This is a genomic window from Psychrobacter sp. PP-21 (assembly GCF_033790785.1).
GTDB lineage: Bacteria > Pseudomonadota > Gammaproteobacteria > Pseudomonadales > Moraxellaceae > Psychrobacter.
In genome coordinates, this window is record NZ_JAMYEB010000010.1 from 55,434 (window position 1) to 77,252 (window position 21,819).

The 21,819-nt window shown below is 44.9% G+C and carries 16 protein-coding genes and 2 pseudogenes; 7 read left to right on the top strand and 11 right to left on the bottom strand.

All coding sequences use genetic code 11. From position 1 onward, the window contains the following. Positions 1 to 91 precede the first annotated feature (91 nt). Both NJD71_RS09285 and NJD71_RS09290 read left to right on the top strand, forming a co-directional pair. Positions 92 to 1,531 carry an NAD(P)-binding protein gene (locus NJD71_RS09285; protein WP_319051688.1) on the top strand — a complete coding sequence of 480 codons (1,440 nt, stop codon included), beginning with the start codon at positions 92 to 94 and terminating at the stop codon, positions 1,529 to 1,531. Between the two features lie 25 nt (positions 1,532 to 1,556). Further along, positions 1,557 to 2,651, top strand: coding sequence for a DUF2855 family protein (locus NJD71_RS09290; protein WP_319051689.1), 1,095 nt, complete (start codon positions 1,557 to 1,559; stop codon positions 2,649 to 2,651). A 176-nt stretch (positions 2,652 to 2,827) separates the two neighbouring features. Here NJD71_RS09290 and NJD71_RS09295 read toward each other — a convergent pair. Together NJD71_RS09295 and NJD71_RS09300 are read right to left on the bottom strand one after the other, a co-directional pair. After that, a pseudogene (locus NJD71_RS09295) lies at positions 2,828 to 3,289 on the bottom strand (GDSL-type esterase/lipase family protein); the annotation flags it as partial. Next, positions 3,271 to 3,462: a hypothetical protein gene (locus tag NJD71_RS09300; RefSeq protein WP_319051690.1), complete on the bottom strand. Its 192-nt coding sequence runs from the start codon at positions 3,460 to 3,462 to the stop codon at positions 3,271 to 3,273. The pseudogene NJD71_RS09295 and the gene NJD71_RS09300, both read right to left, overlap by 19 nt. A 217-nt stretch (positions 3,463 to 3,679) precedes the next feature. Between NJD71_RS09300 and NJD71_RS09305 the strand changes: the two are divergent. The 4 genes and pseudogenes from NJD71_RS09305 to NJD71_RS09315 all read left to right on the top strand — a co-directional run. Then, positions 3,680 to 5,305 (top strand): annotated as a pseudogene (locus tag NJD71_RS09305) (circularly permuted type 2 ATP-grasp protein); the annotation flags it as partial. 141 nt (positions 5,306 to 5,446) lie between these two features. Further along, the gene (locus tag NJD71_RS13940; RefSeq protein ID WP_336623811.1) at positions 5,447 to 6,079 is read left to right on the top strand and encodes an alpha-E domain-containing protein; all 633 of its coding nucleotides are present in this window, start codon (positions 5,447 to 5,449) and stop codon (positions 6,077 to 6,079) included. A 98-nt stretch (positions 6,080 to 6,177) separates the two neighbouring features. After that, positions 6,178 to 6,963, top strand: coding sequence for a transglutaminase family protein (locus NJD71_RS09310; protein ID WP_319051691.1), 786 nt, complete (start codon positions 6,178 to 6,180; stop codon positions 6,961 to 6,963). 41 nt (positions 6,964 to 7,004) lie between these two features. Further along, positions 7,005 to 7,745 carry a peptidase gene (locus NJD71_RS09315; protein ID WP_319051692.1) on the top strand — a complete coding sequence of 247 codons (741 nt, stop codon included), beginning with the start codon at positions 7,005 to 7,007 and terminating at the stop codon, positions 7,743 to 7,745. Positions 7,746 to 7,806: 61 nt separating this feature from the next. Here NJD71_RS09315 and uvrA read toward each other — a convergent pair whose 3' ends face one another. The 6 genes from uvrA to yghU form a co-directional block, all read right to left on the bottom strand. Next, the gene (gene uvrA, locus NJD71_RS09320) at positions 7,807 to 10,374 is read right to left on the bottom strand and encodes an excinuclease ABC subunit UvrA (protein ID WP_319051693.1); all 2,568 of its coding nucleotides are present in this window, start codon (positions 10,372 to 10,374) and stop codon (positions 7,807 to 7,809) included. 277 nt (positions 10,375 to 10,651) lie between these two features. After that, positions 10,652 to 11,878 carry an acetamidase/formamidase family protein gene (locus tag NJD71_RS09325; protein ID WP_319051694.1) on the bottom strand — a complete coding sequence of 409 codons (1,227 nt, stop codon included), beginning with the start codon at positions 11,876 to 11,878 and terminating at the stop codon, positions 10,652 to 10,654. Between the two features lie 189 nt (positions 11,879 to 12,067). Next, positions 12,068 to 13,312 carry a DUF819 family protein gene (locus NJD71_RS09330; protein WP_319051695.1) on the bottom strand — a complete coding sequence of 415 codons (1,245 nt, stop codon included), beginning with the start codon at positions 13,310 to 13,312 and terminating at the stop codon, positions 12,068 to 12,070. A gap of 269 nt (positions 13,313 to 13,581) precedes the next feature. Then, complete coding sequence (locus NJD71_RS09335; RefSeq protein ID WP_319051696.1) at positions 13,582 to 15,243, bottom strand: DEAD/DEAH box helicase; 1,662 nt, start codon at positions 15,241 to 15,243, stop codon at positions 13,582 to 13,584. Positions 15,244 to 15,812: 569 nt separating this feature from the next. Continuing rightward, complete coding sequence (locus tag NJD71_RS09340) at positions 15,813 to 17,090, bottom strand: DUF1176 domain-containing protein (protein ID WP_319051697.1); 1,278 nt, start codon at positions 17,088 to 17,090, stop codon at positions 15,813 to 15,815. A 230-nt stretch (positions 17,091 to 17,320) separates the two neighbouring features. Continuing rightward, the gene (gene yghU, locus NJD71_RS09345) at positions 17,321 to 18,160 is read right to left on the bottom strand and encodes a glutathione-dependent disulfide-bond oxidoreductase (RefSeq protein WP_319051698.1); all 840 of its coding nucleotides are present in this window, start codon (positions 18,158 to 18,160) and stop codon (positions 17,321 to 17,323) included. A 384-nt stretch (positions 18,161 to 18,544) separates the two neighbouring features. Between yghU and NJD71_RS09350 the strand changes: the two genes are divergently transcribed. After that, positions 18,545 to 19,921: a DHA2 family efflux MFS transporter permease subunit gene (locus tag NJD71_RS09350; protein ID WP_319051699.1), complete on the top strand. Its 1,377-nt coding sequence runs from the start codon at positions 18,545 to 18,547 to the stop codon at positions 19,919 to 19,921. Positions 19,922 to 20,115: 194 nt separating this feature from the next. On the opposite strand, the gene bfr (NJD71_RS09355) is transcribed toward NJD71_RS09350, so the two are convergent. The 3 genes from bfr (NJD71_RS09355) to NJD71_RS09365 form a co-directional block, all read right to left on the bottom strand. Next, positions 20,116 to 20,598 (bottom strand): bacterioferritin, encoded by a 483-nt coding sequence (gene bfr, locus NJD71_RS09355; RefSeq protein ID WP_319051700.1) that lies wholly within the window; start codon positions 20,596 to 20,598, stop codon positions 20,116 to 20,118. Between the two features lie 63 nt (positions 20,599 to 20,661). Beyond that, on the bottom strand, positions 20,662 to 21,150 hold the full coding sequence (bfr, locus tag NJD71_RS09360) for a bacterioferritin (RefSeq protein WP_319051701.1): 489 nt from the start codon (positions 21,148 to 21,150) through the stop codon (positions 20,662 to 20,664). Between the two features lie 376 nt (positions 21,151 to 21,526). Then, entirely contained in the window at positions 21,527 to 21,718 is a 192-nt protein-coding gene (locus NJD71_RS09365; protein ID WP_319051702.1) for a (2Fe-2S)-binding protein, read from the bottom strand. Between the last annotated feature and the right edge of the window lie 101 nt (positions 21,719 to 21,819).

Here is a 21,819-nt window from a genome sequence, read left to right on the forward strand (position 1 = left end):
TCACTATGTCTTGACAATTATAACAGTGTTATATACAAACAGTTGTTATTAAATATCACGGATGAACCATTACCTTAGGAGCAAGGATGCGATGAGTATTCAACAACTAGAAACAGACTACCTAATTATAGGCAGTGGTGCAGTCGGCATGGCTTTTGCTGACGTACTGCTAGCAGAGACAGATGCCAATATCATTATCGTTGATAAGCATCATAAGCCAGGCGGTCATTGGAATGATGCCTATTCATTTGTCACACTGCATCAGCCATCATCATTCTATGGCGTCAGTTCGCGCGAGCTATGCGGCGGTACCCTTGACAATATAGGCTTAAATAAAGGATTGTCTGAGCTAGCGACAGGCGCTGAGATCATGTCTTACTACGATAAAGTCATGCGGCATACCTTTTTACCCAGCGGGCGTGTCCAGTACTTCCCGATGTGTGAGTATCAAGGAGATGGTCACTTTACATCATTGCTGTCAGGCACTACGCACAAGGTCAAAGTCAATAAAAAGGTCATCGATGGTACTTATTTCAAAACCTCCGTGCCAGCAACCCACACGCCAAGCTTTGACATTGCTGATGGCGTCAAATTTGGTCCATTGAATGACTTACCAAACCTCACTGAACCATGCGATGGTTATGTGGTCGTTGGCGGCGGTAAAACAGGTATTGATGCAGTTTTGTGGCTATTAGAAAACCAAATTGACCCTGATCAGATCACGTGGATTATGCCTAGGGATGCTTGGTTGATTGATCGCAAAAACACTCAACCATCACGCGACTTCTTTGTGCATACTATTGGGGCACAGGCGACTCAAGCAGAGGCAATTGCTGAAGCTAAAAGTATCAGCGATTTGTTTGATCGTTTAGAGCAAGGTGGCGTGTTGATGCGCATCGATCCAAATGTACGACCGAAAATGTTCCATGGTGCCACCGTGAGTAGTGAAGAGATAAAACAGCTACGCCGAGTCAAAAACATCATACGTAAGGGCCGCATCACTCGCATAGATAAAGACACTATTTATTTTGCTGATACGCATATCCCAACGACGACCAACACTATGCATATTGATTGCTCTGCCCGTGCGGTACCAGTAACAGAGACCTATACCGTATTTCAGGATAACACCGTCATCGTACAAAATATGCGTACTTACCAGCCTGTATTTAGTGCCGCATTTATCGCGCACATTGAAGCCAGTTATGATGATGACGCCATCAAAAATAATCTATGCCGCGTGGTACCACTACCCAATCATGACACGGACTGGTTGGTAGGTATCGTGGCACAAATGCAAAACCAGATGCGCTGGTCACAAGAGCCTGCACTACGTGAATGGTTGGTGAACAATCGCTTGGACGGTTTTACCAAGTTGGTACAGCCCTGTGAGAGTAGAACGCCTGAAGAGCTGGCTATCTTGCAGCGTCTAAAAAAAGCGATGCCACAAGCCGCCGCCAATATGCCTAAACTGATGGGTGAAGTCGTGCAAATCAATGCAGAGCGTCAAACTAATGCTACCCACGCCTAAACAGATAGTTACCAAGGAGATAGACATGCGAGAATTTCAGACCAATAAATCAGATTTTTCCAAAGCACGTTTACAGGAAACACCAGCTTGTATCCTCAATGAGGGTGAAGTACGTGTCAAAGTCGATCGCTTTGCCTTTACAGCTAATAATATTACTTACGCTGTCATGGGTAATCAGCTGCGATATTGGCAATTTTTTCCGCCGAATGGTGACGAGCCTGAGAAATGGGGAGTCATTCCCGTATGGGGGTTTGGTGATGTAGTGGAGTCTAGTAGCGACGCCCTACCTGTTGGTGAACGTCTATTCGGTTATTTCCCGCCAGCAAACGAGCTGATCATCACGCCCAAACGCGTCACGCAAACCAATCTGATGGATGGTAGCGCCCACCGTTCCGAGCTACCACCTGGTTATAACCTGTATCAGCGCGTCAATCATGAGCGGGGTTATGTTCGCGCCAACGACAACCAGCGGATGCTGCTATTTGTACTGCATCTCACCTCATTTTGCTTATATGATTTACTAAAGAGTAATGATTGGTTTGATGCAGAGCAGATCGTTATCATCAGTGCCTCGAGCAAGACCAGTATAGGTTTGGCATACGGTCTGGCCGAGGATACAGATGCCCTGCATGTCGTCGGTCTTACCTCGGACCGCCATACAGACTTCGTTGATTCGATTGATACTTATGACAGTGTATTGAGCTATGACGCTCTTGAGCGAATTGATGCAACCAAACCTACTGTTATTGTAGATATGTCAGCCAATACCGATGTCCTGAGTAGGCTACATAAGCACTTAGGCGACAACATGCGTTACACCAGTAATGTCGGTCTTACCCATTGGGATGAGCCGAGACATTCTGAGGGCATCATTCAAGCGCGTAGTCAGCAGTTCTTTGCACCCAGTCATGTGCAGCAGCGTATGAAAGAATGGGGCCCTGAAGCGTTCAATGAGCGCTCTATGCGCTACATTATGATGAGCATGGCAAAGACCAGTTCATGGCTGAACATTCAAGAGCTTGACGGAGTAGATGGTTTATTGAGTGCTTATCAAGATATCTGTGATGGCAGGATAGATGCTGATAAAGGCTTGGTAGTGGTCATGAAGGATGAAGATTGATATAAGTCAAAGTGACTGTTTATTCGTTACTAATAACTAATTAGCTGCTAATAACATTATATAAAAAAGCAGAGAGCCAGTTGCTGCGCTCGCTGCTTTTTTGTGTCAGGTCTTTATTGGGAAGTCTCAAGTTAAGTTTTTAGAGACTATAACTTCAAGACCTAAGCTGAACAAGCTCAAGGCGCCAAACCTTCCTCTTGTAAGTAATCATGCAGTCCTTCTGCAAACTGACGATATCCTATAGCATTGGCATGGATTCTATCGGATTTTAGTGTGTCATCAGATAGTACCGCTGACCAGCCGCCTGAGTATAGCGGTATGTCCTTCTCATCAGCCACCTCTTCATACAACGGATTGTCACTTACTTTACCGAATAATGCACTGGCACTTAGGTATGGTTCAGCAATCAGGACGACATCAATATTTGCAGAGTGTAAGGTATCAACCGTTCGCTCAATATTAGCACGCGTCGTATCAGGCTTAATACGCTGCAATACATCGTTACCGCCCACCCCAAGCAGTACCAAATCAGGGGACTGTTTGGTGATATCTTCTACTCGAGCCAGCACATCGGCAGAGGTATCACCGTTGACACCTGCATTCACCACTTTCCACTGGCTCAAGTCAGCAAGCACGCTAGGGTAAGCTGTCTCTGTACTAGCGCCATAGCCATAAGTGAGTCCCCAAGCGCTATCACCGTACTACCAGCGGGCAATACCTGGTGCTGTGATTCACTACTGCACCCAGTCAATCCGATACCAAATGAGAGTCCTATACTCGCCAGCAGCGAAAACTGTCCCCGTAGCTTCATGCCTGCTCCTGTTTCTATACCAATTAAATTTATCATCATCAAGCTGTTATTTTCTAAAACCTATTATTTAACTCTTGTTGTATGTTACTCAGTAACCGTTGTATAGTTCATACAGGAGATAGACTGCCTGTTGGGCGAAATACAAGTGCTACCTAGCTTAGCACAGACAGCGTAGTCGTCATAAAGTATAACTTTACCAAGGATACGTGAGGTACTTATGAACAAAAAATCATCTCAATCCCAGTCTCAGAGTCAATCTCAAGAAGACTCTTCAAAAGATCAAACCAAAGAACAAAGTCAGACGCAAAACTCGAATAAAGCCAAAGCCACCTCTGACGCCAGTATAAAAAACAAAGACAAGGATAACGTTTCGGAGCAAGCGCAAAACCAATCACAACATCAGTCAGCAGACACCACCCCCTCACAAGCACCCAGCTTTGATGAACTCCAAATAAGCGAAGGTCAGTATCGTCCAGTGGCACAGGCCGTTGGTGATTGGCTTGATAACATCAATATGGATGCCCTCAATTATCTAAACGAGCAAGCAGAAAACATCTTTTACCGCAAAGGGGTTACCTTCACGGTCTATAGCGATGCCAAAAATATTGAGCGTATGATTCCGTTTGATATTATTCCGCGTATTATTGCCGCGAGTGAGTGGAAACAAATAGAGGCTGGCTGCAAGCAACGTATTACCGCTCTGAATGCTTTTTTGCATGATATTTACCATGACCAAGCCATTATGAAAGCCGATATCGTACCTGCCAGCTATGTGTATGCCAGTGGCTGCTATGAGCCATGGATGATGGGTATTGAACTCGACAAACCGATCTACTCACATATCAGTGGTATCGATTTGATTCGAGACGAGTCGGGTAAGTTTTGTGTTCTAGAGGACAATTTGCGTACACCATCAGGTGTCTCATATATGCTTGAAAGCCGTAACATATCAGAGACACTACTGTCCGACATGTTCGCTGATACTCCTATTATGGGTATTAGCGACTACCCTAGCCGTCTTAAAGCCTGTCTTGCCAGCTCAACCTCCAAATATGATCCACAAGTCGTCATTTTGACCCCAGGACGCTTCAACAGTGCCTATTATGAGCACGCCTTTTTAGCGCATGAGATGAATGTACCACTCGTACATGGCTATGACTTGGTCGTTGAGGACAGCAAAGTCTATATGCAGGGTATTCGCGGTAAGGTACAGGTCGATGTGATCTATCGCCGCATTGATGATCCCTATATTGACCCGCTCGCCTTTCAGTCTGACTCTATCTTGGGTGTGTCAGGATTGATGAGTGCGTACCGTGCTGGCAACGTGGTTATCGTAAATGCACCAGGTACAGGCGTGGCAGACGATAAGAGCCTTTATCCATTTGTGCCAGATATGATCAAGTTTTATTTGAATGAAGAGCCTATCTTACCCAATATCGAAACCTACCAATGCCGTAAACCTGATGATCTTAAGTACGTGCTTGATAACCTAGACAAACTGGTGGTAAAAGAAACGCAAGGCTCAGGCGGCTACGGGATGCTTATTGGCCCAACCTCAACCAAAAAAGAAATCGAAGATTATCGCGTACGCTTGCTTGAAAACCCAGCCGGCTTCATTGCCCAGCCAACCATCTCGCTCTCTACCAACCCTACGGCTGTAAGCGACGGTATCGCGCCGCGACATATCGACTTGCGTCCCTTTATTCTCAGTCACGGTGATGGCACGGTAGATATTGTGCCCGGCGGATTGACCCGCGTGGCCATGGTTGAGGGTTCTTTAGTCGTCAATTCATCACAAGGTGGCGGTATCAAAGACACTTGGGTCGTTGATGACAGTCATTCAGAGACTCAGCTATCTGGCAAGTGTACGTCTTTATCATCACCAGTCGATGCCAATGCGTCAAGCAACGTTTCAGGGCATGCAAACTACTATGATCGCGTACAACCCTTAGAGGCAGGTTATGAGAGTTTAGACGATGCACCTATGATACTGCTACTCTCTACCGCCAGTCATTTAATATGGCTAGGTCGATACAGCGAACGCCTTTATCACTATGACGACGTCATGAAACAACTCATCAAGGGCGATCTAAAAAAATCACAGGTCAAACATCTGATCAGTCACTTAGGGTTTAATGCCGATAGTGAAGAGTCACTTAGAGCCATGAAAACACAAATGGTGTCTGATCTGGAACAAAACATCATTCCCAATATCGTGCAGTCGATTGAAGACAATGTACAAGAAGCCAAGGGTGTCATTGGCAAAGATACGGCTGAACTCTATAACTTGATCAAACGTCTATCAAGTGCTGGTACTTATCGCGCCGCGACCCTGCAGCTACATGCGTGTAATGCGGCGATGAAACAAGAGAATCCGACAGTGACTTGTTTTTGGCAATTAGGGCGTCACTTCGAGCAGCTTGAGCGAGCCGTCTTGTTGCAGGAGGACTCAATAGAGATCAGTCTTGACTTTAAGTACTGGATTAATCAATTACCAGAGAACACACGCTGGCGTGAGCTTATCCGCTTGACCAACCAGATGATTCGATCAAAGAAGTTTAGCGACTTTGAGCTGATCAGCAAAGAGTTCAACCTCATACTGCGTCAGGGTGTTTAGAGGGTGCATAGAAGGTGTATAGCCAATAACTAAGAGTAATTGCTTATTGAGACATACGAAATAAACAAAAAATAGAAAGATGCTATAAGGAAAATGCCATGAAACTTCAAATCAGTCATCAAACCAACTATTATTACGATGAGCTGGCGCAGCGTAGTGTACAGTATATACGCATGACCCCTATGCAAATGCCGCACCAAACCATCCATAAATGGAATGTCATGCTGCCTAAAGTGGCAACCAGCCAAAAGGACGGCTTTGGTAATGACTGGCTCACGCTCAGTCGTAACGAGGCACATAACAACTTACAGATGCAAGCGTCTGGTGTCGTTGAGATCAACACCGAAACCGAACGCTTGGAGGACATGGATCATGTCCCCTACCTGCTATTTACGGTACAAACCCCGCTGACTAAATGCTCACAAGCAATGCGCGAATTTGCAGCGCCGTATCTAAAAACGCCTACCCATGACAGCCTAAAGTCTATGGCAAATGCACTAATCATGAAAATGCCTTTTGTCAAAGATGTCACGCATGTGGGCACAACTGCTGCAGAGTCTTTTGCGATTGGTGCAGGTGTGTGTCAAGATCATACGCATGTATTTTTGAGTGTCCTGCGAGATCAACAGATTCCAGCGCGCTATGTGTCCGGTTATCTGTATGACCATACCGAAAACCATATGGCGAGTCACGCGTGGGCTGAGGTGTGGCTGGATGGTTACTGGTATACTTTTGATATCTCAAATCAGGCATTTACGCCGAACTCACACGTTTATGTGGCTATTGGACGAGATTATCTAGACACGGCACCTGTGCGCGGCGTACGAATGGGCGGCGGCTACGAAAATCTTTACAGTCTTGTACTGGTCACAAAGCTATCATAGCGTTTGCTATTTTTATTACGTTTATTTATTGAGGATACCTTATGACCTATTGTGCTGCCATTCGTCTAAAAGACGGTATGGTTTTTGCCAGTGACACGCGCACTAATGCTGGTGTTGATCACATATCGACATTTAGAAAACTGTATCAATACGGAATTGAAGGCGAGCGCTTCATGGTGCTGCAAACTGCTGGTAGCTTAGCGACATCGCAAGCGGTATTCAACAAACTACAAAACGACATTGATCAGCGTCTTGAGAGTAATCTTAATACGGTCGCCACTTTGTTTGATGCTGCGCAAATGGTTGGTGAATGTATGCGTGAAAAAATGAACTATGCCAAATCAGTCGCCAATTCTAGTCGCGATGGTGCTTTTACCAGCTCATTTATGCTTGGTGGTCAAATCAAAGGTCAGCCCCCTGAGCTATACCTGATTTATCCTGAAGGCAATTGCATCAAAGCCACAGAAGACACGCCGTTTTTTCAGTTGGGTGAAAGCAAGTATGGTAAACCTATTTTGGATCGTTCTGTCAGCTACGACACGGATGTGAGACATGCAGCGCGCGCCTTGATGCTCTCATTCGACTCAACCATCCAATCAAACTTGTCAGTAGGTATGCCTATAGATTTTGTGCTTTATGACAATGACAGTTTAACCTTACCAGTAGGCCGCCGTATCGATGAGAATGATGAATACTTTAATACGATTCGTCATCAATGGTCAGAGGCGCTACGTCGCACTTTGGTTGAACTGCCTAAATGTCCTGATGGTTATTGGGGGTAGTGTTTTCTACTAGGGCGTGCCCTTAAACCCAATTTAAAGACCAGTCGTCATATCCATAAAATCACACCATCAAAAACGGTGCGGTACGACTGTCTTTTGATTGGGCTACCGCTTCTGGTGTCCCTTGAGCGACAATCAGCCCGCCTGCATCGCCAGCCCCTGGCCCAATATCAATCATCCAGTCGCTATTGCTAGCCACCTGCATATCATGCTCAACCATGATGACTGTGTTGCCTGCATCGACGAGACCATTTAACTGAGCCATCAGCATAGACACATCAGCAGGATGTAGTCCTGTGGTTGGCTCATCTAGTATATAAAGGGTATCACCTCGCTGGGTGCGTTGCAGCTCGGTAGCAAGCTTAATTCGCTGGGCTTCACCGCCTGATAGCTCGGTAGCTGGCTGACCTAAACGCAAATACCCAAGACCCACTTGGAGCAACGCATCTAATGCACGCAATATGGGCGCTTCATCAGCAAAAAACTCATGAGCCGCCTCAACGGTTAGATTCAGCACCTCAGCGATGTTTTTGTCTCGATACGTGACAGCAAGCGTCTCGTCATCATAGCGCTGTCCATGACAGACTTGGCAAGGCGCATAGACGCTTGGTAGAAATAATAGCTCCACACTAACAAACCCTAAACCTTCACAGTTTGGGCAGCGTCCTTTGGTCGTATTAAACGAAAACCTGCCAGCATCATAGCCGCATGCTTTTGCTTGCTCGGTTGCGGCAAATAACTTGCGTACGTTATCGAACAGCCCTGTATAGGTTGCTAGGTTCGAGCGCGGCGTCCGTCCGATCGCTTTTTGATTGATGTTGATAAGACGGCGTATATGCTCCATGCCAGCAACAATCTCTCCGCCGGTTACCGACTCAAGCTCTTGTTCAAGCAAATCGGCCTCACCTACTGGCGCCTCTGCAATCGTTTTTTGTCCCAGTGCTTCGTTGATGAGATCAACTAGGGCTTGGCTGACGAGGCTTGATTTTCCCGATCCTGATACCCCTGTGACGCTCGTCATCACCCCAAGCGGAAACTCAACGTCTAGACCTGCTATGTTGTTCCGCTCGATATTTGCAAGTTTGAGCCATACTGAAGGTTGCCTTGTATTAGATTTTGACTGAGCATTAGATGTTTTATCGGCAAAGAGGTATCGACCCGTATGCGACTGCGTGACGTCACGCAGCCCCTCTACCGGACCACTATAAACAATCTCGCCGCCACGCGTACCCGCCTTTGGCCCAACATCAACCACCCAATCAGCATGTCTGATGACACTGACATCATGCTCAACGACAAACACAGAGTTGCCAGACGCAATCAGCTCATCTAACGCGCCAAGTAGTGCTTGTGTGTCGGCAGGATGTAGACCAGCAGAAGGTTCATCAAGCACATAAACCACCCCGAACAGCTGCGAGCGAATTTGAGTGGCTAACCGCAGGCGCTGTAGCTCACCAGGAGAGAGTGTCGGAGTGGTACGTTCAAGCGAGAGATAACCCAAGCCAAGCCTTGTCAACGCCTCAACACGAGAGAGGATATCGCTGGCAATACGCTGAGCGACAATTGCCTTTTCGCGGTTTGGGGTGTTATCAGCGATTTTGGTACGTGCAGTTTTCTCTAGTTTTTTTGCCATATCTGTAAGTGTAAGCTGTGAGAGCTCACCGATATCGAGACCTGCAAATTTTACTGCTAACGATTCTTTTTTTAGCTTTTTGCCGTGGCACTCTGGGCACTCAGATATCTGCATAAACTGCGAGACACGTTTTTTGGTACGCGGGCTTTGGGTAGTGGCAAAGGAGTGTAATATAAAATTTTTGGCACTGGTGAACGTACCCATGTAGTTTGGCTTTTCGCCCTTTTCAATCGCTTCACGTGTTTGCTTGATATTGTATTCAGGATAGACAGGCACTGTTGGCGTCTCGTCCGTGAACAAAATCCAATCACGCGTTTTCTTCGGTAATGTATGCCATGGTTTATCAATGTCATAGCCTAGTGTGGTCAATATACGGCTAAGATTTTGCCCTTGCCATGCTGGTGGCCACGCCGCAATCGCACGTTCACGTATAGTCTTGGTGTTGTCTGGAACCAATAATTCTTCGGTAACTTCAAACACACGGCCAATCCCCGAGCAGGTCGGACAAGCACCATCTGGTGTATTGGGCGAGAAAGCATCGGCATATAGTATTTCTTGCTCTGCTGGATAATCCCCTGCACGCGAGTACAGCATACGCAAACCATTCGATATCGTCGTCACACTACCCACAGAAGATCGTACCGAAGGTGTCCCTCGCTGCTGCTGCAACGCGACTGCTGGCGGCAACCCTTCTATAGCATCAACATCTGGCTCATCAACCTGATCAATCAGTCGTCTGGCATAAGGCGACACCGAATCAAGATAGCGACGTTGTGATTCGGCAAACAATGTACCAAATGCCAATGATGATTTTCCTGAGCCTGATATACCAGTAAAGACCACCAGTGCATTGCGCGGTAAGTCAATATCAATATTTTTTAGATTATGAACGCGCGCACCTCTAACCTGAATATTTTCTTGGTCGGGGTTGTATAGAGCATTTTTTACTGTGCTGGTCTTATTGACCGTCTTTTCTATATTTTTTGGGTTCGCCATAGCGTTATTATTCCTATCAAGTCGTTATTTATTTTTAACGTGCTTAGCTGTCTGTATTCTTAGTTATCTGTATTTGATTAGCAGAAATACTAACACGTACCTATGCAAAACCATGGCTGGGCTTACGTATCAATAGCATAGATAGACAAAACAATAACTCAAACCTTCAAGCGTTTAATAATAAAAAACCCGCATTGATGCGGGTTTTATTTAGTACTAAAGTTAGGATAACAGTGACTTGTAGGTTAAGACACCACCAACCGCATCGATTGTGAGCTTACTTGGCGTCTTTTTCAAATTCTGTGAAATCTGATTTGCGAATTTTTGCATGAACACCTTTGGTTTTATCAACCACTTGCGACACTTCAAAGTCGGTTGCAGCACTCAAATAAGCATAAGCTATTGACTCATCAATACCATATTCTTGATTCAAAAAACGAATAGCTTCACGAGTAGACTTTTTCATTGCCTCATCTAAATCTGCATCTAAGCCAGGGGTGATCCAAAATTCAGCATTTTCTGCCAATGGTTGCTCAATTTTTTTGCCAGGTACAGGATCCTTTCCAGCTTTCAACAATGTAAATTTAAATGTTGCACGTGCTGATGCTTCTAATGCTGTCAGTGCTACCTCACCATCACCTTGTGCAAAATGGCTATCACCCGTATAAAACAAAGCACCATTTACTTGAACTGGGTAGTAAACAGTAGCGCCAGCACCCAATTCATTAATATCTACATTACCACCGTAAAACGAAGGAGGTACTGAATGTACCTTTTCTGAGGTGTTAGCTGCAACACCCATCAAGCCCATAAACGGACTAAGCGGAAAACGAATAGATGAACCAGAAGCAGTCTTTAAGACACCTTCATAGTCACCTGAGGCACTTTTTTCTATGGGTGTGAATACCGAAACATTACCATAGCGTTCAGGGTTAGCTGCAGAGGCACCTGCTTGGGGTATCTTTTTAGGAAACTCTCCAGGTAAAGCACCCTTACCATGACGATTGGAAATAACACCGTAAGGAACACGCGGCTCTACCTTTAACACCTCGACCTTTAATACATCACCAGGTTTTGCGCCCTTTATTTCGATAGGGCCTGTCACAATATGAGGTCCATCTTTGTCGAAATCGTGATCCAATGTAGATTTAGTGATAGCTTTTGCTTCATCTAGAATAAATGCTGCGTTGACTCCTTTTGAGGTGAAAAATTTTTCAGCGTCACGCCCTTGATCTTCAAGTAATCCTTCATGTGACACCGTATCAAATGTGACAGTACTACCAGACGCCACAGATAATACTGGCTTGGCGTCTTTATTTGGCAAATAACCCCACGTAATGGTATCTAAAGTCGATGGTACATAATAGTTGCCCTTATAGTCGCCTTCTGTTAACTGAACAGGTTTGTTAGACATTTGCTTAAGCATAATAAAGCTGTCTGCGTAGGATGCTGAAGCACCAAATACGCTAAGGGCAACCAAAGAAAGCGCTGTATTTTTAAACATAAAAGATACCCTTAATAGTGATAGATTATAAATGCATCTATAACTCGGCAAGTTTTATGCCATACCCTAACAGCCATTTTAGCTAAGAAACGCACTACTTTATTGCATCAACTTGACTTAATGTAGTGCATTGCTGAATGAAAAGAACTCTTTTAGAGCATTCAGGAATTTTAAGTACACCTTAATATATTAAGACACGACCAACCGCATCAACTGGGTACTGATATAACCGCCAAACGTCCCGACAGCATAACCCAAAATACCCAAGAATACACCAACGGGCGCCAGCGACGGATGAAAAGCTGTTGCAACAATAGGCGCTGACGATGCGCCGCCAGTATTGGCATTGGAACCAACCGCTAAGAAGAAAAACGGTGCGCGAATGAGTCTAGCCACAGCAAAGACAATCACGACATGGATGCTCATCCACAATAAGCCGATGAGTAGTAAACGCCACTGAGAGACGATGCCAGCCAGATTGATTTGCATACCGATCGCAGCGATCAGCACAAAAATGAATACCGTCCCTACTTTGGATGCGCCTATATGGTCAAGGCGACGAATTTTGGTGAACGAAAATACCACTCCTATCAAAGTAATAATGACCACCATCCAAAAAAATGAACTGGCAAAGCTGTATTGTACTGCCCATTTGTATGGCGAAAAGAAGGCAGCAATTTGTTCGCCAACAAAGTGCGCGACTCCTACCATGGCAAAACATAAGCCGAACATCACCATCAAATCGTTGATAGTCGCTGGGCGGGCATGATCGCGCTCATAGCTCTCGACAGCTTTAATGACTTTATCGATACTACTGGTATCTGCCCTTAAGAATCGATCAATCTTGGCACTATGCTTTGCCATCACTAAAATAGCGAGTAGCCACAATGAGGCGTTGGTAGCATCGACCAAAATCATCATACCAAACAAATCATCACTGACCTCAAACAGCTCCTTCATGGCCGCTTGGTTAGCTGCGCCGCCTATCCAACTGCCAGCCACTGCAGAAAACCCACGCCATAGCGTATCATCAGTGAACATAGCAGGTGATACCCATTTTGCAATCCCTAAGCTGATAGGTCCACTGATAACAATAGCGACACTGGCGGCAAAGAACATGGCAATGGCCTTCCAGCCTAAGCCCAATATTTTGGGTACATCCATAGATAGCGTCATCAGTAACAAGCTGGCTGGCAACAGATAGGTGGCGGTAAACCCATAAATTTGCGCGCCAACCCCGTCAGCGAATACCCCTAAGCTGTTTAGGGTTGCTGGGATAAAGCAGCAGAGCACAATACCAGGCAATACCGCATAAAACCGACGCCAAAACTTACCTGGCAAGCCCTGAGTATAAAAAACCAGACCAATAATGGCCATGATAATACCAAAGGCCAATGGCAAGTTATCGATTGCTAGATTTGAGGTGGCAGGCATCAACGTGCTCCAAGACAGACAACAGACAAAAGTAAATCAGTATAGACAAGGCAAAAAACTCGCGCAAGCAGGCGTCAATGATTAATTTGCCGAATATGCTTTGATTGAAATAGCAAAACCACAGTAGCCAAAACACTCACTAAGTACCTAAAAGTATGGCAAGACCACATAAAAAAACAGACACGCACAAAAAAGCCAGATAACAAGTATCTGGCCTTTTATTACTATATATAAGCGATCAATGATATCAATCGCTCAATATAACAGTACTACGAGTTGTTACCACGGTTGCCGCCGTTAGAGCGACCTTGGCCACGGCTGTCAGAACGACCCGCTGGACGACCTTGGCTACCGCTTGGACGACCGCGACCTGTTGCAGCGCGCTCACCACGTGGAACACCATTGCTATCGCCACGGCTAGGACCACCAGTACGCTTGCCTTGATACGGCTTGCCGCCTGAACGCTCATTTGGCTTGCCAGATGAGTCACGTGGCTTACCTTGATAACCGCTGTCGTTACTAGCACGTTGGCCAGTTGAGGCACTATCGCTTGAACGACCACGACCACCGCCACTAGATTTGCCAGCATAGCCACCGCTTGAACGACCACGGCCTTGACCACCGCCGTTAGAGCGACCACGACCACGGCCACGACCTTTACCTTTGTTTTCGCTAGGTACGTACGTTTTCTTAGGCTCCATACCTTCGATAACACATACTTCCATCTTGCGATCTAAGTAACGGTTGATGGCATTTAGCTGTGGACGATCATCCATGCTACATAGGCTGATTGCGACACCAGTACGGCCAGCACGACCACAACGACCAATACGGTGGACGTAGTCTTCTGTTTGACGTGGTAAGTCATAGTTGATGACATGTGAGATGGCTGGTACGTCTAGGCCACGAGCAGCAACATCAGTCGCTACTAGAATTTTGCATTTACCATTACGCAAGTCTTGAACAATACGGTTACGCTTGCTTTGTGGCAAGTCACCATGTAGGAAGCTTGCTTTGTGACCTGCTTCTTGTAGCTGTTTTGCCAATTTTTCAGTACTGCGTTTGGTCGCAGCAAAGATAATGATTTGGTCCATATCTTTGTGGCAAACAATCTTATCAAGCAATTTGTTCTTATGTTCAAAATCATCACAGTAGTACACTTTTTCTTCGATGTGTGCAGATTCTACTTTGATAGAAACACGCTCAGGGTTCTTAGTAAAGCTCGCTGCGATTTTACCTACTGGGCCATCCCAAGTCGCTGAACACATAATGGTTTGACGATCTGTTGGCGCTGCACGAAGGATATCACTGATATCATCAGCAAAACCCATGTCTAGCATGCGATCCGCTTCATCAAGTACCAGTACTTCTAGGTTTGATAGATCAACACGGCCTGCATTGATATGGTCAAGCAAACGACCAGGGGTTGCAACGATGACTTGAACGCCTTTTCTCAAAGCAGTGATCTGACCGTTGTATGGTGCGCCGCCAACTAGTGGCACACAGAACAAACCGCGCATGTCTTTAGAGTACGTACGTACGCTGTCGTGTACCTGCTGAGCAAGCTCACGCGTTGGCGTTAAGATAAGTGCTTTAGTCAGCTTGTCAAAGCTCGTAGCACGGCTCAAGCGATCGAGTACAGGAATAACGAATGCGGCTGTTTTACCACTACCTGTTTGCGCTGATAATAGAAGGTCACGACCTGCTAGTGCAAAAGGAATGGCTTGTTCTTGAATAGGGGTTGGGTTGGTATAGCCACTGCGATCAAGCGCAGTAAGAATTGGCTTAGCAATGCCAAGATCAGTAAAGGTGACTTTGTTTTCTTCAGTGGCGTCAGTAGCAGCCGCTTCAGTATTTGTAGTAGTGTTTGGCGTGTCAGTGCTTTCGATGATACCGTTTTCAGCGGCAATGGTAGATAAGATGTCAGTCATAAGAATCCTTGGTAAGTATAAGCTGCTGTAAATTCAGCAAACTTGATGCATACCACTGATAACCGTTCACCACGCTGCTCTTATTAACTGACTACCGAGCAATATAAAATCGTCGATAATCAGAAACCAAGCCAATAGAGCTTAGCGTCTTTATAATAAATGCGTTCGTGCTGTCTGACGTATTTTGGTGGTAGTGCCGAGTGTCTTATCCTTGCTTGATATACGCTCATTATCGATGCTTTGTCCAAAGCAGATAAAGGCAAACAGCAACCAATCTAGACCCTATTTATGGGGCAGTAGATAAGATATGAGTCAAAAATAACGGATATTGTTATAAAAAGGTTATTTAAGTACACAAAATCATCGGCAACAATTACTTATGGTCATCCTAGACCCAAAATCGCAGGCGATGTTATCAATCTCATAATTCACGATAGCCTGAACTAACGTGGCGACGCAGTATAGCACAATAAAAAATTATATGTACCTATTTCTTCAGATACTGAGTAAATAGGCTTTATATCATCAAGATTGAGACTATTAAATAGTTGATCTCATACGATATATGACTATCTGACGACTTTGACATCAGTGACATAGGTCGGTAGCTGCCAAGCACCGCCCGCGTCGATAAGTCGGCAAAGTCCAGTGGTACTCTCGTGGCTTTTCTCAAACGCGCGTCCTGTCCATACCCAGTCAACTTTGCTCATACAGTCGCCGATACCGCGTCCTTTTTGTACTGAGCTCAGCTTACCTTTGTCATAGCTTGTAGCGCTGGTCGTCACCAATGTCGGCTTATATGGTTTGCTATCATTGAGGACCCATGCACCGCCACCTGCGTTATAAGCGGCTGTCCAGCAATCATGCTGTGCCAGCAATTGTGAACCATTCAAACGACTGACACGCCAAGGAGACTTGTCCGATAGATTTGGGCAGTCGCCATCTGCATCCTTCATCGTGCCCCTCATTAGTGACGCTAATTGAGAAGACTTCATGACAAATTTTTTGTCATTACTCGAATCAGCTTTACCACTTGGCTCTACAAAACGTAATACTGGTACCGCTCTAGGGGGTAGTACGCTGCTATTCGACTTCGCTGTGCCATCACTAGTGATAAAAGCGCTTGGCGTGCCTACTCGTCCTTGGACATCATCAGCTTTTAGCATGACCGCACTAGCGCCTTTGTCTGAAAGCTCCCAGCGTGAGTTACGCAGCGTCAATGTGATCTTACTCGATCTCTGCAGTGCATTGATGAGCGCTGTCACCTGTGCTTGAGTGAGCTCAGCGTTACCTGCCGCTGTAGAGTATGGCTTGGTTTCGCCGTAGTTTCTATCGTTAATAGATAGAGATATTCGATGACGGTTACCCAACTGCATTAAAGCTTTAGAAGAGCTATCTCTTGCGCCGCCAAGTTTCACCTTACCATCCACGCCAGCATTTGCCCCTGCACGGCGTGTCAACAGTATAGACACAGGGAACTCGCTATTATTTTCTGCTTGATACCCTGCCAGCCGGCAAGTGAGAGTATTGTCACAGACCACTTGCCAGTCTTGACTGGTAAATTCAGTATGTGCATGTGACACACTCGCTGTACCCAACAAGGCAGTCGCGATAGCGGCTATCATAGGTAAACGTATTTTGTTTTTTGGGCAAGACATAGGAGTGTTTCTTATTATTTTAGCGTTAGACTCCAAATGCCCGTCACTATCCACGTTATGAGCATCATAATTTCGTCCCTTTACATTCATGCGGTGATCAAACCCATTGTCAGCACTCAAGCCATTGATGCTCAAGTGATCAGAACAGCTCAGCAGTGATCCCGTGTTCGTATTGTTATAGTCCTTCATAGTTATTACCCATCAATCGAATAAGTATAAACACCTGTCTATCGCGACAGTAAACCGCTATCTTAACGTACCGATGTTTCTATCTGTTATTCTAATGTAGCATTATGTAAAAATAAAATAAAGTACATCCCCCTCTTTATATCCGTAAATCAGTATCAAAGTAAAAAAGGCTAATAAGTGAACCACTTATCAGCCTTGCTATGATGCTCAAACAGCCTACAACGTCTAGGTTAGTTGATTGGTTTTAGCTCCAATGCTATCGCACGTTTGACGGCAGGACGCTCAGCAATGGCATGAGCCCAGCGCTGTACATGCTTATAATCTTGTACTTGTAAAAACTCTGCCGCATCGTAGAGCTTACCAAGTACTAACTGTCCATACCATGCCCACACGATCATGTCTGCTATATTGTAGTCAGACTCGTCATTGCCACATAGGTATAGGTTGTCTTTTAGGTGAGTATCCAATACATCAAGCTGACGCTTAGTCTCCATTGTATAGCGGTTAATTGGGTACTCTAATGGCTCTGGTGCATAGGCATAGAAGTGTCCAAAGCCACCACCTAAGAAAGGTGCGCTACCCATTTGCCACATAATCCAAGATAGACAGTCTGCTCGCGCTTTACCTAGTGACAAAGGCAAGAATTTATCAAACTTTTCTGCCAGGTACATCAAAATAGCACCTGACTCAAAAAGTGCGATAGGCTTGCCCGCGGTATCCGCAGAATGGTCAACCAAGGCTGGAATTTTTGAGTTAGGGTTTATCGTCACAAAGCCAGAGCCAAATTGCTCACCTTGAGAGATATCAATTTTATACGCATCGTACTCAGCGCCACTAATACCAGCTTCAGCCAGCTCCTCTAGTAATATATTTACTTTGACACCATTGGGTGTGTTTAGGGAGTATAGTTGTAGCGGCGCATCCCCTATCGGTAGCTCTTTGTCATAGCGTGCTCCAGATGTTGGGCGATTGATGCTAGCAAACTTACCGCCATTATCTTTATCTTGTGTCCAGACTTTAGGTGGCACGTATTTGTCATTTTGCACATTGTCAGTTGTTTCAGTACTCATAAAATATCCTTAGTGATGACTATTCATTATTATTCAGCTTGTATTTGCTCTTATTGTTTGGTGACTGTCTTCTTAGTCACTCGATAATACGACTGGCTGGCAAGACTTTACTATAACGGCAACCTATATTGACATTAAAGTCCTATCTTGTAATCAATGTTGCGATTCCATGCCTGTCATGACGTTAGACGATTAATAGATACCGTATGGAAAATGCTATAGCTCGCCACATAGTCTATTAGCAGGTTCTGTTATCGCCTCCGTTACCTTGAGTCACTTTTATTATCATTCAGGCTTTCTTATACTACTCAGCTTGTATGGCGCACTCTGATCGCAAACCTACGATCTTTCCTACTTCATAATCAGACCCCTAATGGGATTGACATGCTAACGCTTACCCCGACACAAGATAAATATCTACCCTATGTACTGGCGGTAGCGCTGTTTATGCAAATTTTAGACGCCACTATCTTGAATACCTCATTACCGCAAATGGCGCAGGCATTAGGCGAGTCTCCCTTAAAAATGCAATGGGCAGTCATCAGTTACGCGCTGACATTGGCGATTTTTATCCCTATCAGTGGGTTCTTAGCAGATAAATATGGCACCCGCCGTGTGTTCTTATCAGCGATTGTGATCTTCTGTATTGGCTCAGTACTGTGCGCCGCCTCGCCTACCTTAGATTTTTTGATTGGTTCACGGGTGATACAAGGTATTGGTGGTGCGATGATGACGCCCGTGGCACGTCTGATATTGGTGAAGTCATACCCACGCAATAAGCTGCTCACCGTCATGAACTTTGCGGTCATACCAGCATTGGTCGCGCCCTTAGTGGGCCCAGTACTGGGCGGCTATATCGTACAGTATGCCAGCTGGCATTGGATATTTTTGATTAACATACCAATGGGGATAGCTGGATTTATTATGGGCAAAAAACTGGTGCCTGCTTTGTTTGAAGATACCAAGCGCCTGGATTGGACAGGGTTTTTACTGTTTGCCGCTGCCGCTTGTGGGTTTACGCTTGCAGTCGAGTTTGGCTCACATACAGGGCGTGGGTTTTATGGCTTACTGTTTGGCTTGGGGGCAAGTTTATTGATGGGCGCTTATGTCTGGCATGCCAAGCGTCGATCGACTCCTCTGTTTCCTTTAAGTTTATTTGATATTCGCACCTTTCGTATTGGGATTACTGGTAATTTATTTACCCGCCTTGGTATCAGTGCTGTGCCATTTTTGCTACCACTGCTACTACAAGTGGTGTTTGAATATTCACCCTCACAGGCAGGGTGGTTACTCGCCCCCATTGCCGTTGGCGCTATCGGTATCAAGCCTTGGGTTAGTAAAATTATCCAGCGTTTTAGCTATCGCAAGGTGTTGGTATACAACACTTTATTTATGGGCTCTCTCATCATTGTATTGGCGCAGTTTAATGATGCCTCGCAGTGGTTGTGGTTTATACCCATACTAACCATAATGGGCGCTTGTAACTCAATGCAGTTCAGTGCAATGAACACCATTACAATCGGTGATTTGCAAGGAGCGCAGACCAGTAGCGGGAATAGCTTGATGGCGGTCAATCAGCAGTTGGCTATTAGCTTCGGCATTGCTTTTGGGGCAGCGGTATTAAACATCCTGCGTGAGCGCTTGCAAATGGATACGCTAGTTGCCTTTCAAACTACCTATTGGATATTGGGCATTTTGACCATACTATCAGGGTTATACTTTTTGCGCCTAAAACCTGAGGACGGTCGCGGCTTATATTGAATATTAACGATAACGGTTCCAAAAATACACATTGTTAAAGGCTGTTAAAAGACAATGCTGTCAAAAATGACGTCATAGACGACATCATTACTTTTAGAGGCACAGCGTCCACACATAAAAAAGCCAGCGTATCACTGGCTCAAAACCAATAGTACGCTGGCACGTTCATATTATCGCTTATCTATAATAATGATCTAAGGCGCGTCATCGTCGCTGATTTGTGATTGGATATAGCGCTCTGCACCAATACTCTCAATCAGATCTTCTTGTGTCTCTAACCAGTCCTGATATTCTTCGTTACCGTCTTTTAAGGTGACCAGTAGTTGACGAGAGACATAATCAGCCTTTGTCTCGCATAAAGTAATGGCATCAGTAATAATACTAAATTTTTGCTTTTCTAAACGTAGATTGCAATCGATGACCTCTGGCACATCTTCACCAACCAATACTTTACCTAGTTCTTGTAAGTTTGGAAGGCCACCTAATAGTAAAATACGCGCAATCAAATCATCTGACCACTTCATCTCAGCAATAGATTGCTTATAGAGTGAATCGTTAAGCGCCTCTAATCCCCAGTGACGAGCGATACGCGCGTGCAAAAAATACTGATTGATTGCAATCAACGACTGCCCAAGCACTTTGTTTAGTGCGCGAATGACTTCTTTATCCCCTCTCATTACCTCTCTCCCTTTCATATTTATACTAAATGCTATGGTGTTTTATTCGTGTCTATTATGATATCAGACAAGATTAGGAGTCACCTCAGCCATTTGGCTTTGTAGGTAATTTGGCAGACCAATCATATCAATCAAACGCAGCTGTTGCTCTAACCAGTGTGCATGATCCTCTTCCGTATCTTTTAGCTGCTCAACCAACATCTCACGCGTGACATAGTCATGCTCTGCTTCACAAAGTGCAATGCCGTCTTTTAGGTGCTGCTGTACTTGGTACTCTAGATCTAAATCAAGCTGCAACATCTCAGGAACAGTGCTACCGATGTTGATTTTATCAACTGTCATCTTAGGGGTGCCGCTTAGCATCAAAATACGGCGGACAATCGCCTGTGCATGTAGCGTCTCATCATCCATTTCGTGATGGATACGATCATATAGTTTGCCGTAGTGCCATTCAGCGTACATCTCTGAGTGGATGAAATATTGGTCACGAGCGGCAAGCTCACCACCTAGCAAGAAATTCAAATAATCAATAACTTTTTGGCTACCTATCATAATGCGTACTCCTCTATTTATATTTGCACTTTACCCTATATTCACAATTAAACATATAAGGACAGCATGATTGGTAAACTGGTCAGTAAAGAGCAAAGTCAACAAAATATCTTACAATCTTAGACAGATATAGTAGCATACAGGCGCTGTATAGCATGTAATGTTGTGAACTAAGAATAAGATGCTAATTGAGAATTATAATTGTCTACAATTGCTAATCAGGGTACCTGCTACAGGTCTGTAGCAAGTAGGTCGGTGTATCAAAGAGGTTATATGGACGCTTGCAACCTACCCCTTATGTATAATGAAAGAGTAAATTCAATATATTGAATATATATTTTTATGTTGGAAATACAATAGCTTACGCTAAATAATCTTAAACCGCATATGCTAAAACATCGAGACTGGCATGATGCTCGTCCAAGTAGTCATTAACCATAGGCTCGCAGCATCCACAGCACGTTGCCACATCTAGAGTGTCTTTTAGACCATCAAGGGTATCAACACCAGATGCAATAGCTGCCTTGATTTGCTTTTCTTTTACGTTGTTACAGATACATACGTACATGAACGGGCTCCTCTGAATACCACTACTTATTCGATGAATCACGATATGCAGTATAATAACGATAACTATTATCATTTTCAATAACATTTAACATCTTTTTT